The sequence below is a fragment of the Pseudomonas sp. F1_0610 genome (genome assembly GCF_047470865.1).
Lineage (GTDB): Bacteria > Pseudomonadota > Gammaproteobacteria > Pseudomonadales > Pseudomonadaceae > JAZDRH01.
Genome location: NZ_JAZDRH010000017.1, coordinates 1 through 14,210, shown reverse-complemented (window position 1 = coordinate 14,210; position 14,210 = coordinate 1). Strand labels below are relative to the sequence as shown.

Sequence of the window (14,210 nt, the reverse complement as noted above, 5' to 3'; positions counted from 1 at the left end):
CGTTCTAGGTGGGAAATGGTGGGTCGTGAAGGGTTCGAACCTTCGACCAATTGGTTAAAAGCCAACTGCTCTACCACTGAGCTAACGACCCAAGAACGGAGGCGTATAATACACCCCTGAGTTCTCAGGTCAAGAAAAAATTAACTTTTTCCTTGGTAGTTTGTTGGATCATTTAATCCAGCTTGGTGAAAACCTGCTGCTCGCAAGCGACAACTTTCACACTTACCACAAGCTCTACCTAGCTCATCGGCCTGATAGCATGAAATAGTCATACTATAGTCCACACCTAGTGCACTTCCTTGTTGAACAATCTGTGCTTTACTTAATGACTGCAAAGGCGCTTGTATACGAAAGCCTTTACCTTCAACACCAGCACGTGTAGCTAAGTTAGCTAGTTGTTCAAACGCTCTAATAAATTCCATCCGACAATCAGGATATCCCGAGTAGTCTACCGAATTTACACCAATAAAAATATCTCGCGCTTGAAGAACCTCTGCCCAACCTAAAGCCAATGCTAAAAATACGGTATTGCGTGCTGGTACATAGGTTACTGGAATTTGCTCTGTTACTGTTGTCTGCTCTGGAATAGCCAGTGAAGTATCTGTTAATGCTGAACCGCCAATGCCATCCAGATTCAGACAAATAACCTTATGCTCAATAGCCCCTAGCTGCTTAGATAACTCAGCCGAAGCCTTAAGTTCACTGCGGTGGCGCTGCCCATAATCAAAACTCATGGTATAACACGCATAGCCTTGATGCTTTGCCAGTGCTAAAACCGTGGCAGAATCTAAACCACCAGATAATAAAATAACTGCTTTTTTCATTTTCAATCCTTAACGGCCTTGCGCATCATTCCAGAGAATTTTATGAAGTTGTACTTGCAGGCGTACAGCTAATTGATCTGCGATAATCCAGTCGGCTAACTCACGCGCTTCTAATTGCTCTTTGCTAGGCGAGAACAACACATCAGAAACCTTATCTACCAGCTGGTATTGAATAAGCTGAGTTACTGCCCAGTCGTAATCATGGCGATTGCAAATAACAAACTTAATCTGGTCATGCTTGGTCAAATAGGCCAAATTTTCATAGCGATTTCTCCCAGCTTCTTGTGATGCTGGCGTTTTTAAATCCATAACTTTGCTAACCCGAGGGTCAACCTGAGCAACATCCATGGCCCCGCTAGTTTCCAAAGAAACATGCAAGCCTTGATCGCATAACGCGGTTAAAAGTGGTAAGCATTCAGGCTGAGCCAGAGGTTCACCACCTGTAACGCAAATATAGGCCGTGTTATAACGCTTAACTTGACTAAGGATTTCATCCAATGACATTAACTTGCCACCACTAAAGGCATAATCAGTATCGCAGTACTGGCAACGCAAAGGGCAACCCGTCAAACGGATAAATAAGGTAGGAACGCCCACAGTGCGGGCTTCGCCTTGCAGCGAATAAAAAATTTCTGAGATTCGTAATGCCATGTTAAACACCGAGCGCAACAGCTAAACAGGCTATCCGCTTTCGTTGTTTGAATAAAAACAAAGCCCAGCGCGAGCTGGGCTTTGCGGTTAAAACTTACATACTTCGCAAATCACGCTGCGCTAATTGCGCGGCTGAGCTGCTCGGGTATTGGGCTACAACTTGCTTTAATAATGTTTTTGCTCGATCTGCACGACCTAAGCGGTTTTCCACATTTGCCATTTTATACATGGCATCAGGTACTTTGTTATGCTTTGGCCACTTTTGAATTACCTGTTCAAAGGCTTTGCCAGCGGCATCAAAATCACCCTGTGCAAGGTTGACTTCCCCTAACCAATACTGAGCATTCGCTGAGTATTGCCCATCGGGATATTTGCGTAAAAAACCATTAAAGGCTTGTTTGGCTTTATCAAACTCACGCGCCTTGATTAAATCAAAGGCCGCATCATAGAACAGTTTTTCCTGTTCTGGATCACCACCACCTGTAGCAGGTGCACTAGCTGCTGGTGAAGAATCTGTTGGTGCAGTTGCAGTAGAAGCCGAAGCACTATTATCTACTGAAGCATTTCCCATACGCCCTTCAAGCATTTGGTAACGCTCTAAGCTTTCCTGCTTCAGTTGACGAATCTGGTACTGCTGTTCTTCAACCATCCCTCTAAGCGCTGAAATCTCTTCTTGCATTTGTTGTAACTGCATGAAAAGTTCCGCCTGAGCAGTCAGTGGTGCATTAGCACCACCGACGCCAGATCCGCCAACGGGTACAGCAGCTAAAGCGAGCGTAGGCACACTTAAAGCAAGTACAAGCAACGACTGACGGAATTTATTCATAGCGATTACTTACGTAGCTCTACGCGACGGTTTTCTTGCCATGCTGACTCGTCATGACCTACAGCTACAGGACGCTCTTCACCGTAAGAAACAAGTTCTAGTTGTGCAGGAGAAACGCCTTGTAGAACTAGATAACGTTGCACTGCTTTAGCACGACGCTCGCCTAGAGCCATGTTGTACTCACGAGTACCACGCTCGTCAGTATGACCTTCTAGTACTACGCGTTGACCGTTCGCAGTTAGGTCTTGAGCGTGTACGTCAAGTGCGCGCATTGCTTCTGGTTTTAGGTCAGAGCTGTCGAACTCGAAGTAGAAAGTGGTGATTGCACGTAGTGCTTCTAGCTCACTGTTGTAGCCAGCGCCAGTGTTGGCGTTAGGGTCTACATTAGTGTTGCCAGAGTTGTCGCCGCCTTTGCTAGAACAACCGACAGCTACGGCTAAAGCCAAAGAAAGTGCGGCGAATTTGCCGATTTTTAGCATTTGCATGTGAAAGCTCCTAATGAAACTTTATGTTGTGTGTTTACGTTTTTTGTCTTTGCAGCCACATCAGTTCAGGAACGGAGACCAAGCGGGCTCACGAACATCACCTTGCACGGTTGGTAAAGGTATACGCACACGTCCATTAATGGAGGTAAGCATTAAAACCCCTTTCCCTTGCTGGCGGGTAGCATAGATTATCATGGTGCCGTTTGGCGCAACAGTAGGTGATTCATCTAAACTTGTCTGAGACAAAATTCGTAGATTTCCTCGCTCTAAATCTTGCGCTGCCACCTGGAACACTCTATAGCCTTCCTGACGATGAATCATTACCAATGTCTTCTCATCCGCCGAAAGTTTCGGATTGGCGTTGTAATTTCCGACAAAGGTCACACGTTCTGTTGCTCCACTGTTGATATTCATCTTGTATATCTGTGGTCGACCGGAGCGATCAGAGGTGAAATAAATAGTTTGATTATCTTTTCCCCAAAATGGCTCGGTATCAATTGCTTGGTGATTAGTCACTCGACGCAATGTGCCAGAAGCCAAATTTTTCACATAAATTTCTGGGTTACCATCTTTTGATAAAACAAAAGCTAACATGCTGCCATCAGGCGACCATGCTGGTGCACCATTTAAACCTTCAAAGTCCGTCACTTGTTGGCGACGGCCTGTATCAAATTCTTGAATAAAAATACGTGGGCGTTTTTGCTCGAAAGACACATAAGCCAAACGACGACCATCAGCTGAAAAACGTGGTGACACTATAGGCTCGCGTGACTGTAATAAGGTTACTGGACGCGCACCATCATAATCTGAGGCAATCAACGCATATTTGGTGTTTTTCTCAGAAAAACGCTCTGCAGTAACATATAGCAAACGTGTAGAGAATGCGCCACGTATACCTGTCATGCTTTCGTATGACTTATCGGCAATATGATGCGCCAAGTCACGAATCTGATCAACAGCACCACTAATGGTGCCACTGGTAACTTGCTGCTGAGTAGCTACGTTAAATAACGCATAGCTCACCTGCAAGCGCGCACCATTAGGCGCAATATTGCCAATAAGTACATATTGCGCCCCTACAGCTTGCCAATCACGAAAAATCAGCTCTTGTGGAGTAGCCGGTTGGCTAATCATGTTCTGACGAGCAATAGGTTCAAAAGAACCTGAGTTACGCAAGTCATCACTTACAATTTGCGCCATATCTTGCGGTAAAGCACCACCTTTATAGCCAAAAGGAACAACAGCAATAGGGACGGCTCTGTCGTTACCACCTGTAATGTGAATAGGATCAACCGCATAGGCGGTGTTAATTAGCAGAGCAATACTTACTAATACAAGTCGAATTAACTGCTTCACAGCTGTGCACCTTCTGGGCTAAAAGTGAAATCACGTTGACGATACAAGCGATCAAATGTCGCTCTATCTAATTGTTGAATTTCAGGGATTCTACGCACTGACTTTACAGCGCTTATTGCTGAGTTATCTACAGCTTTATCACCACTGGAGGACAATAAGCTTACATTCGCTATAGTGCCGTCTGGCAGCATACTAATACGTAAACTTAACCGCATATTTTTACGTGCAGAAGGTGGAATAATCCAAGCCTCATTCACCAATCGACGAATCAGATCATCGATGCTGCCTGCTATTTGGTTACCCTGTGTTTGTGCAGTAGTTTGTTGATACTGCACATCCTCACCCATCATTTCGGCTAGTGCAGCAGCTTTTCTATCCTCTAAGGCTTTACGCTCAGCGGCTTCTTTATCACGCTTACGCTTGGCTTCAGCTTCGGCTTTACGCTTGGCTTCGGCTTGGGCTTTACGTTTGGCCTCTTCAGTTTTACGTTTTTCTTCTGCTTGCTTGCGTTTGGCTTCTTCTTCCGCTTTTTTCTTCGCTTCTTGCTCTGCCTTTAACTTGGCTGCCTCTTGTTCTGCTTTAAGCTTAGCCGCTTTTGCATCATCAGCCTTTTTTGCTTCCTCAGCTTTTTTAGCATCTTCGGCCTTTTTTGCTTCCTCGGCACGTTTAGCTTCTTGTGCTTTACGCTCATCTTCTTTGGCTTTCGCCGCAGCGACTTGCTTATCCTGCTCTGCCTTTTTAAGCTCTAGCTGCTCAGTTTCAGTTAATGGCGCTTTAGTTTTTTCCGCTTCACCTGCAATTTTCTGTTGGGTTGGCGTGGTCGCATTGCTTTGCGATTCTAGTTGGTACAGCCTTGCTTTAATAATAGGCGTTGCTGGCGGTAAATCAGGCGCACTGGAATAGCTAACAAATAGCAAAGCAAATAATAGCGCGTGCATGCCAACGGCAAACACAACGGGCCAAAAATAGCCTTCACTATCTTTTGCTAATTCTTGCTCACGCATTAAGGAGCCTCAGTAATTAAACCAACATCTGCCACACCAGCTTGTTGCAAGCCACCCATTGCTGCCATAACAGTGCCGTAATCTACGGCTTTATCCGCTCGCACATAGACTTGCACTGGCTTACCTTGTGCACCATTAGCGCCAATAATAGCTTGTGCCGCTTTTGTCATATCTGCCAAAGTTACTGCGCGTTCTTGCTCCGTTTCTACATCAACCTCATTACCTGTATTCCAGTAATAGGTTTTGTCGGCTTTGATAGAAATGGTCAACACCAATGAGTTGTTATCTTGGGGCAGTACTTCACTACTTACTTTTGGCAAATCAACTTTAACGCCCTGATTTAACATAGGCGCCGTCACCATAAAGATCACCAATAACACCAGCATCACGTCGATGTAGGGTACAACGTTCATCTCAGCTACAGGCTTACGGCGATTACGAATTCTAGCCACAAAAATTACTCCTCTGAGGAGTGCACTTTACGATGCAAAATCGCTTGGAATTCATCAGCAAAGGTGTAGTAACGAGCAATTAAGTTTTCGCCACGTGCTGAAAAACGGTTATAGGCAACTACCGCTGGAATGGCCGCAAACAAACCAATCGCAGTGGCAATTAAGGCTTCAGCAATGCCGGGGGCAACAGTAGCCAAGGTTGCTTGCTGTACCTGAGCCAAGCCACGGAAGGAGTTCATAATGCCCCACACTGTACCGAACAAGCCGACATAAGGGCTGGTTGATCCCACAGTGGCCAAAAAAGGAAGTTTTTGCTCTAGCTTTTCTTCTTCACGTGAAATAGCAACACGCATTGCACGTGCCACACCATCCATAACCGCACCGGCATCAGCACCCTGCTGCTGACGCAAACGCGTATATTCTTTAAAGCCAGCACGGAAAATATGCTCAGCACCGCTTGCTGGATTTGGCTCATTAGTGGTTTGGCGGTACAGTTTACCTAAATCAATACCCGACCAAAAACGATCTTCAAAGTCGTTTAAGCTACGCCGTGCTTTAGCAATAAAAGCTGTACGCTGAAAAATAATAATCCAGGAAATAACAGAAGCGGCTACCAAAATTAGCATTACACATTGAACTAGCAAGCTAGCATTGCTAATAAGGCTCCACATTGACATATGATCAGCAGCGGTATTTTCCACGCTTATTCTCCTACAACAGATTCATTCATATCTGTACTAAAGGTGTTGCGCATTGCCTCAGGTATGGCCTGGGGCTTCATTGTATCGGCACGTACACAGGCCACTAGAAACTGCCCTTCACACAACAATTGGCCATCGCTTTTACGATGCACTTGTTGTGTAAATTTAAGGCTTGCACGTTTCAATTCTGTAACCTGCGCACTTACCAGCAATTCATCATCTAACCGAGCAGGCGCGTGATAACGGGCTTGAGCGCTATGCACTACAAATAACAAGTTGTCTTGCGCCAACTGTGACTGTGCATATCCCATTGCCCGCAAACGTTCGGTGCGTGCTCGTTCCATGAATTTTAAGTAATTCACGTAGAAAACTATGCCACCTGCATCGGTGTCTTCGTAATACACTCTTAGCGAGTGGACAAATTCATTTCTTTGCATCATGGCGCGCATACTTTAGTGCTGCTCCGCTCTCTTGCCAATTGGGTAAGCAAAATATTTTTTTCATGAACCTTGCTGACCATCAAAAAGTGAAAATGTTTCATCATTTAAGCGATCAGGAGCATTAATTCCAAAATGCAGATACGCATGACGGGTTACCACTCGCCCTCGTGGAGTGCGCATAATATACCCTTGTTGAATGAGATATGGCTCTAACACATCTTCAATTGTGTGGCGCTCTTCGCTAATAGCCGCTGCTAAACTATCGACGCCCACAGGACCACCATCAAATTTCTCAATCATTGCCAATAGCAAGCGCCGATCTTGATGATCAAACCCATAAGCATCAATATTCAATAAATTAAGCGCTTTATCTGCTACGTCTTGGCTAATACGCCCATCGCTACGCACCTGTGCGTAGTCTCGAACTCGACGTAATAATCGGTTGGCAATACGCGGCGTGCCACGTGAGCGGCGAGCTATTTCAAAGGCACCTTGTGCATCAATAGGCATATGCAAAATAGCAGCAGAGCGCGCCACAATACTGGAGAGGTCTTCTATATTATAAAATTCAAGGCGTTGTACTATCCCAAAACGATCACGCAATGGGTTTGTCAGCATGCCAGCGCGTGTTGTAGCACCCACTAAGGTAAAAGGCGGCAAATCCAGCTTGATAGATCGCGCTGCTGGCCCTTCACCTATCATGATATCGAGCTGAAAGTCTTCCATTGCTGGATACAACACTTCTTCCACCACAGGCGGCAAACGATGAATCTCATCAATAAATAGCACATCACCTTCTTCTAGGTTGGTTAAAAGCGCCGCTAAGTCGCCTGCCCGTTCTAATACTGGCCCTGAAGTGCTTTTTAGGGAAACACCCATTTCATAAGCAATAATGTTAGCTAAGGTTGTTTTACCTAAACCAGGCGGACCAAAAATCAGGGTATGATCTAAAGCTTCTGCACGATGCTTAGCTGCCTCAATAAATAACGCCATTTGCTCACGTACAATGGGCTGACCAATATATTCATTAAGACTAAGCGGGCGAATGGCGCGGTCAAACTGCTCTTCGCGCTCTTTGGCGCTACCGCTGATTAGGCGATCTTCTTCAATCATCTACGCCATTCCTTTCAATGCGCGACGGATCAGTTCTTCACTGGTTAAGCCTTCCTCAAAAATGGCACTGACAGCCTTGCTCGCTTCCTGAGGTTTAAAACCTAAGCTAACTAAAGCGCTAACCGCATCATTTTCAGCACTCATAGGCATACTAATTTGCGCCGTTTCAGCTACCAAAGGCGCAATAGAAGGGATACGTTCCCACGTTTTTAAGCGATCACGCAATTCAACTAATAAGCGTTCTGCTGTTTTCTTACCAACGCCCGGTACTTTCATTAAGCGACTAGTATCTTCAGCATGAATACACTGAATCATCTCATCAACTTCTAGCCCTGACATTAACGCCAAAGCTAATTTAGGGCCTACGCCATTTAAACGAATCAACTCGCGAAAAAATTCGCGCTCACGCTTAGCATAAAAGCCATAGAGCAATTGCGCATCTTCACGTACAACAAGATGCGTATGAATAATTATTTCTTGATTAATTTCAGGCAATTGGTACAAGGTCGTCATGGGCACTTCTAGCTCATAACCGATACCACTAACATCCACAATAATAAACGGAGGTTGCTTTTCAACTAATATTCCGCGTAAACGTCCAATCACTGCTGTTCTCCGTTGTTATAAACGCAAGCGCCCATTACGCCCTTTTGCTTTAGCTAAACCATGAGGCAAGAGTGTTTGCCGATGATGAGCATGGCACAAAGCAATAGCTAACGCATCTGAAGCGTCTATTTGTGGTTTTTGCGTTAATTTAAGCAAATGCATGACCATCATTTGCACTTGTTCTTTAGCCGCGCGGCCTGTACCGGCAACGGCTGATTTGACTTGGGTTGCACTGTACTCTGAAACCTCAACGCCTAGCAATGACGCAGCCACAATAGCACTGCCTCGTGCTTGCCCTAACTTTAAGGCTGAATCGGCATTTTTTGCCATAAATACCTGTTCAATCCCCATAGTAGTTGGTTGATAGTTTTCCACTATCTGCTGCACACCTGTGAACACTGCTTTTAAACGCTCAGCCAATTCACCTGAGCCCGTACGAATACAACCTGAAGCGACATACTCACAACCCCGCCCTGTATCTCGTACAACGCCATAACCTGTAATGCGCGATCCTGGATCGATACCTAAAATTATGGCCATGAATATTCCTTACCACTGTCTAAACCATTTAGACAAAGTCAATTTTTTTAAGTTCTTCTTCAGTGAGCGAGTCTACCCAGTCCTCACCAAACATTTCTATTGGATGCTGTGCTCTATCTTGCCCATTACCGCACTCCATAGCATTGGCTGGACAAAACTTCTCACAACCCCAACAAAGACGTTCAGGATGTTTGGGAAATTTCGGGAAACGCATTTTTTTGGTTGCCATCATCTCACCTGCTAAAAGGTCTTAGCTTTGCACTAAGACCTTCTCATGTTTGCTATTGCTAAACCATGATAACAAGCAATGGGCTAGTCTGTTGTTAACTTATAGCTGTTCCATGATTTCATCAGCAATCTCTGCATTAGAATAGACGTTTTGTACGTCGTCTAAATCCTCTAAAGCATCAATTAAGCGCATAATTTTTTGTGCGCCTTCTAAGTCTAAATCAGCCGTTGTGGTTGGAATCATAGTAATTTCAGCTTGCTCATGTTTAAAGCCAGCAGCGGTTAATGCATCTTCAACTGCAATAAAGTCAGTGAATGATGTTAGTACTTCAATTGAGCCATCATCATTAACTAGGATGTCATCGGCACCTGCTTCTAGCGCGACCTCCATTACAGCTTCTTCATCTAAGCCTGCTGCAAAAATAATCTGTCCTTTTTTCTCAAACAGATAGGCTACTGAACCATCAGTACCTAGGTTACCACCGTGTTTGCTAAAGGCATGACGCACTTCGGCAGCAGTACGATTACGGTTATCCGTCATAGCTTCTAACATAATAGCTACGCCATTTGGACCATAACCTTCATACACTAATTCTTCTACGTTATCGCCATCACCAGCACCACAACCACGCGCAATAGCGCGATCAATAGTGTCGCGAGACATATTAGCGCCTAACGCTTTATCCACTGCTAGACGTAAACGAGGGTTGTCTGCAGGAATACCGCCACCATGTTTGGCTGCTACGGTTAGTTCACGGATAATCTTGGTAAAGATTTTTCCGCGTTTGGCATCTTGACGCTCCTTTCGGTGCTTAATGTTGGCCCATTTAGAATGACCTGCCATGAACGGCTCCTGTTTTTCTCAAATTTGACACATTTTTCTAACACAGACAAAAGAGGTGCACCTAGGCACCTCTTTTACGTATTGCTTATTCAGCTTTTTGCGTTTCACGCAAACGAATATGCAATTCGCGCAGTGCCTTGTTATCTACCGCACCAGGTGCTTGAGTCATAACACACATTGCACTTTGTGTTTTCGGGAAAGCAATTACTTCACGAATAGACTGCGCACCTGTCATTAGCATGACTAAACGGTCCAGACCGAATGCAAGACCACCATGAGGCGGAGCACCGAACTTCAACGCGTCTAATAAGAAGCCAAATTTCTCTTTTTGTTCTTCTTCGCTAATGCCCAACACATCAAATACGGCTTGTTGCATTTGACGATTATGGATACGGATAGAGCCACCGCCTAATTCAGTACCGTTGAGCACCATATCATAAGCACGAGAAAGCACTTTAGCAGGTGTTGCACGTAATTCATCAGGCGTTGCTTTTGGTGAAGTAAACGGATGGTGTAAGGCACTTAATGAGCCGTCATCGTTTTCTTCAAACATTGGGAAGTCCACCACCCACATTGGCGCCCATTGATGCGTTAGCAGCTCAAGGTCATGACCTACTCGAATTCGTAAAGCACCGAGAGCGTCAGTCACAATTTTGGCTTTATCTGCACCAAAGAATACGATGTCACCATCAACAGCACCAACACGATCTAAAATCACATTGAGGTTTTCTTCAGGAATAAATTTAACGATTGGCGATTGCAGGCCTTCTACGCCTTTAGCACGCTCGTTAACTTTAATGTAGGCTAAGCCTTTAGCGCCAAAGTTAGCGACATACTTGGTGTAGTCGTCAATTTGCTTACGTGGCATGTTAGCTGCGTTAGGTACACGCAGCGCCGCCACACGACCTTTAGGGTCGTTTGCAGGGCCGCTGAATACTTTAAAATCCACTTCTTTTAGCTGATCTTCAATATCAACCAATTCTAGTGGAATACGCAAGTCAGGCTTATCTGAACCATAACGACGCATAGCCTCCGCATAGCTCATATGAGGGAAATCGCCTAACTCTAAATCTAATACTTCTTTAAATAGATTGCGGATCATGGTTTCTGTCATTCCCATGATATCCGCTTCATCCATAAAGCTAGTTTCGATGTCAATCTGAGTAAATTCAGGTTGACGATCAGCACGTAAGTCTTCATCACGGAAGCACTTAGCGATTTGATAGTAACGGTCAAAGCCCGACACCATTAACAATTGTTTAAACAATTGTGGGGATTGTGGCAATGCAAAGAAGCTACCTGCATGCGTACGACTTGGTACAAGGTAGTCACGCGCACCTTCTGGTGTAGCACGGGTTAGAATTGGCGTTTCTACGTCTAAGAAACCATTTTCATCCAAATAACGACGGATGCTACTGGTAATACGTGAGCGTAGTTTTAGCTTTTCCGCCATTTCTGGGCGGCGCAAGTCGAGAAAACGGTAACGTAGACGAGTTTCTTCGCCTACATCAGAATACTCGTCCAGTGGGAATGGCGGTGTATCTGCTTGGTTTATGACTTCTAATTCTAAACCTAACACTTCAATTGCACCGCTTGCCATATTGGCATTAACAGCACCAGCAGGACGCGGGCGGACACGACCTACCACTTTAACTACATATTCGCTACGTACTCGGTCCGCCTTCGTAAAGGTATCAACACGATCTGGATCAAATACAACTTGGGCTAAACCTTCACGGTCACGGATATCTAAGAAGATTACTCCGCCGTGGTCCCTGCGGCGATGGACCCAACCGCACAAGGTAACTTCTTGTCCGTCAAGGCTTTCGTTCAACTGGCCGCAATAGTGGCTGCGCATCATAATGGCGTTCGCTTCCCGAATAATTCGAATTAAACTGACGCCGCGCGTAAAGGCACAAACGTCTCAAAAAAGAAAGAGATTATATAGCGTTATAGCCTGCTCGACTATAGAGGGAATGTATCTATAACTGTAGCAATAAGAGAGATCACCCTATTACTTAACAAATGGCAGGATAAATCAGCTTTGCGCTATACCCTACCACTTAGTGGCTATTAAGCAAATTGATGAACAGCTAGTTGTTATCTATTTCATTAAATTTTTCTGGGCGCATGGGCGCTGTAAATCTATTTCGTTTACTGATTTCGTCTATGGCTTGTGAATCTTTACCCAACAGCAACAAGTAAGCATCTTCTATTCGAGGCTCAAAACGCTGATGAACAGAGGCGCGCCCGTAATAATATAAAGCGGCTGAAAACAAAAAAAATGGCGCCCATGTCACTAGAAAAATACTAAAGGGATTTTCTTTAAGCCAATAGGCCAAGCCTAATACCAGCAGGACAAAGGCTGTCAATCCAGAAAATAAGCTAAGCAACCAAGGTGCATGGCTATAACTAAAGCTTTTCTCTGCCGCATAATGACGTCTAATTAAATCACGCGCTAAAGCGGCGAGCTGCTCTTGTGGCATTTGTTCAGCTTCGTACAACAAACGCGCTTTAGGTTGAGGATTAATATTGGGGAAACCTGCTTCGGTGGTTAGGTAAATGCCAATTTCTATTTGTGTTGCTAGCGATAGTTGCGGCAAGTTATGCATAAAATTCTTTTGTCGTTGGTATGCCTGCCACGCAATGCCTAAACTTAGCCCAATCCAGAGTAGAAGCATAGCTATATAGGTCAGCATCCAATCTGACGCATCTGCAAGTTGACGCTTAAATGATGCACCTAAAATGGGCGCTGAAACCTGATCAATAGCTTCGTCAAGCGCTTTAAAATAATTCCCCTGCTCAAGCTGATACTCGATCAGTCTATTAATACGCCGTTGTTCTTCTCTAGCGAGCTTCTGATCAAAGGCTGCATCGCTCAGCCAACGTATTTGTTTAGTTTCACTTGAAAGCAGTATAACTGCTTTTGCTGAAGCATCATTAATGCTGCCATGTGGCTGAAAATCAAACGAAGGTGCTGTTTCAGTCTGCACATCACCCTTCACAATAAGTATAGCTAGCTGCACTTTGCTTTTATTAAATAACGCCAATAATTTAAGTTTAAGCTGTGTTTTTTGCTCGGCAGAAAGCACTCCTGCCCGATCAACAACGGCTTCAATACTGGCGTTGTTCGGCTGTGCGTTAACGCTTAACCAAGGGCATAGACAGAAAAGCAATACTGTGCTTATTAAATACCAACGGTGCATAATCAAGCTTCTTTTACACAAGTGAAAGGCTGTTATAACTTATTTTAGGTTTTTATAAAATATTATCTTGCGCCTTAACACCCCCAGCTAACAAATACCTTAACACCCTCACCTACCACTTTTTCGTAGTTAGCATTTTTACAACATCAATCAAAAATTAAACATACAATTCATGTAACATTACCTGCGAAAAATATGTCAATTAACTTTTATCATTCATCAAGCAATAGCTTAAAAATAATATTACGCGTTATCACTCTAGGCATTCTACTTCGTTTAGGATATTTTATTCTCGCTCCACTTTACCCAGATGACCATAGTAAAAAATTCACTATCTCTCGAGCTTATAAAAACCTATCTTTATACAGTGAACAGATAGACAGCACTCTTGCAAACAATAAAATTATTTTTTTTACAAAATAGGTAGAAAATAAAAATGATAAGGCCTGACTTTATCAGCTTGTTGATCCTTCGATAAAAGTTCTAGAAATATAGCCTCCTTTACCATCATCAAAATCATACTGAGACAGCCCTAGTTCAGGCATTGGCTTAGTTTTCACTCCAGCACTTTCTAAAATCTGCTTAAAAGTATACTCCCCGCACGAAGTTTATAATTAGTAACTTTTTTAAAATCAGTTACGCTATACTCTTCTTTTTCACTATTAGTAAGTCCACCATATAAGAACCCCCTAACTGCTTTAAATGAACTAGGATCAGCAAAACGACCTGCTCCATTTTCCATATAACCCACTGCATCTATTACTCTATTTTCTCCGTCAAAGTACATATCAAGAATTTCTTTGACTTTTTATATTCAGATTCATTAAAACTCGTGCAAACCATTTCATATCTCCTTACATAGATTCAAAGGTATCACTGTATCTTCTTTCATAAATGTTTTTTATCGGGAAACACATCACCCTCATTGTAATAG

At 44.0% G+C, this 14,210-nt stretch carries 17 protein-coding genes and 1 tRNA gene; all 18 read right to left on the bottom strand.

The features are described from left to right. Window positions 1-16 precede the first annotated feature (16 nt). The 18 genes from VQ643_RS10430 to VQ643_RS10345 all read right to left on the bottom strand — a co-directional run bounded on the left by VQ643_RS10430 (window position 17) and on the right by VQ643_RS10345 (window position 14,063). A tRNA-Lys gene (locus tag VQ643_RS10430) sits at window positions 17-91 on the bottom strand. Between the two features lie 49 nt (window positions 92-140). After that, the gene (gene queC, locus VQ643_RS10425) at window positions 141-830 is read right to left on the bottom strand and encodes a 7-cyano-7-deazaguanine synthase QueC (protein ID WP_414199713.1); all 690 of its coding nucleotides are present in this window, start codon (window positions 828-830) and stop codon (window positions 141-143) included. Between the two features lie 3 nt (window positions 831-833). After that, window positions 834-1,475 carry a 7-carboxy-7-deazaguanine synthase QueE gene (queE, locus tag VQ643_RS10420; RefSeq protein ID WP_414199712.1) on the bottom strand — a complete coding sequence of 214 codons (642 nt, stop codon included), beginning with the start codon at window positions 1,473-1,475 and terminating at the stop codon, window positions 834-836. 94 nt (window positions 1,476-1,569) lie between these two features. Next, a complete protein-coding gene (ybgF, locus tag VQ643_RS10415) occupies window positions 1,570-2,301 on the bottom strand; it encodes a tol-pal system protein YbgF (RefSeq protein ID WP_414199711.1) in 732 nt (243 codons plus the stop codon). A 5-nt stretch (window positions 2,302-2,306) separates the two neighbouring features. Next, entirely contained in the window at window positions 2,307-2,786 is a 480-nt protein-coding gene (gene pal, locus VQ643_RS10410) for a peptidoglycan-associated lipoprotein Pal (RefSeq protein ID WP_414199710.1), read from the bottom strand. Between the two features lie 60 nt (window positions 2,787-2,846). Then, complete coding sequence (gene tolB, locus VQ643_RS10405) at window positions 2,847-4,142, bottom strand: Tol-Pal system beta propeller repeat protein TolB (protein ID WP_414199709.1); 1,296 nt, start codon at window positions 4,140-4,142, stop codon at window positions 2,847-2,849. Then, complete coding sequence (gene tolA / locus VQ643_RS10400; protein ID WP_414199708.1) at window positions 4,139-5,146, bottom strand: cell envelope integrity protein TolA; 1,008 nt, start codon at window positions 5,144-5,146, stop codon at window positions 4,139-4,141. The genes tolB and tolA overlap by 4 nt, the downstream gene beginning before the upstream one ends. Further along, a complete protein-coding gene (tolR, locus tag VQ643_RS10395) occupies window positions 5,146-5,598 on the bottom strand; it encodes a protein TolR (RefSeq protein ID WP_414199707.1) in 453 nt (150 codons plus the stop codon). Before tolR ends, tolA begins: the two co-directional genes overlap by 1 nt. A gap of 5 nt (window positions 5,599-5,603) precedes the next feature. After that, entirely contained in the window at window positions 5,604-6,275 is a 672-nt protein-coding gene (gene tolQ, locus VQ643_RS10390; RefSeq protein ID WP_414199765.1) for a protein TolQ, read from the bottom strand. Window positions 6,276-6,301: 26 nt separating this feature from the next. Continuing rightward, complete coding sequence (ybgC, locus tag VQ643_RS10385) at window positions 6,302-6,748, bottom strand: tol-pal system-associated acyl-CoA thioesterase (RefSeq protein ID WP_414199706.1); 447 nt, start codon at window positions 6,746-6,748, stop codon at window positions 6,302-6,304. A 51-nt stretch (window positions 6,749-6,799) separates the two neighbouring features. Beyond that, window positions 6,800-7,852, bottom strand: coding sequence for a Holliday junction branch migration DNA helicase RuvB (ruvB, locus tag VQ643_RS10380; protein ID WP_414199705.1), 1,053 nt, complete (start codon window positions 7,850-7,852; stop codon window positions 6,800-6,802). Then, a complete protein-coding gene (gene ruvA, locus VQ643_RS10375) occupies window positions 7,853-8,458 on the bottom strand; it encodes a Holliday junction branch migration protein RuvA (RefSeq protein WP_414199704.1) in 606 nt (201 codons plus the stop codon). Window positions 8,459-8,473: 15 nt separating this feature from the next. Further along, on the bottom strand, window positions 8,474-8,998 hold the full coding sequence (gene ruvC / locus VQ643_RS10370; protein WP_414199703.1) for a crossover junction endodeoxyribonuclease RuvC: 525 nt from the start codon (window positions 8,996-8,998) through the stop codon (window positions 8,474-8,476). Between the two features lie 28 nt (window positions 8,999-9,026). After that, on the bottom strand, window positions 9,027-9,227 hold the full coding sequence (locus VQ643_RS10365) for a DUF3079 domain-containing protein (RefSeq protein ID WP_414199702.1): 201 nt from the start codon (window positions 9,225-9,227) through the stop codon (window positions 9,027-9,029). A gap of 99 nt (window positions 9,228-9,326) precedes the next feature. Beyond that, window positions 9,327-10,070: a YebC/PmpR family DNA-binding transcriptional regulator gene (locus tag VQ643_RS10360; RefSeq protein ID WP_414199701.1), complete on the bottom strand. Its 744-nt coding sequence runs from the start codon at window positions 10,068-10,070 to the stop codon at window positions 9,327-9,329. A gap of 85 nt (window positions 10,071-10,155) precedes the next feature. Then, window positions 10,156-11,931 (bottom strand): aspartate--tRNA ligase, encoded by a 1,776-nt coding sequence (aspS, locus tag VQ643_RS10355; protein WP_414199700.1) that lies wholly within the window; start codon window positions 11,929-11,931, stop codon window positions 10,156-10,158. A 232-nt stretch (window positions 11,932-12,163) separates the two neighbouring features. Continuing rightward, on the bottom strand, window positions 12,164-13,276 hold the full coding sequence (locus tag VQ643_RS10350) for a TPM domain-containing protein (RefSeq protein ID WP_414199699.1): 1,113 nt from the start codon (window positions 13,274-13,276) through the stop codon (window positions 12,164-12,166). A 571-nt stretch (window positions 13,277-13,847) separates the two neighbouring features. Next, window positions 13,848-14,063, bottom strand: coding sequence for a hypothetical protein (locus VQ643_RS10345; protein WP_414199698.1), 216 nt, complete (start codon window positions 14,061-14,063; stop codon window positions 13,848-13,850). Window positions 14,064-14,210 lie beyond the last annotated feature (147 nt).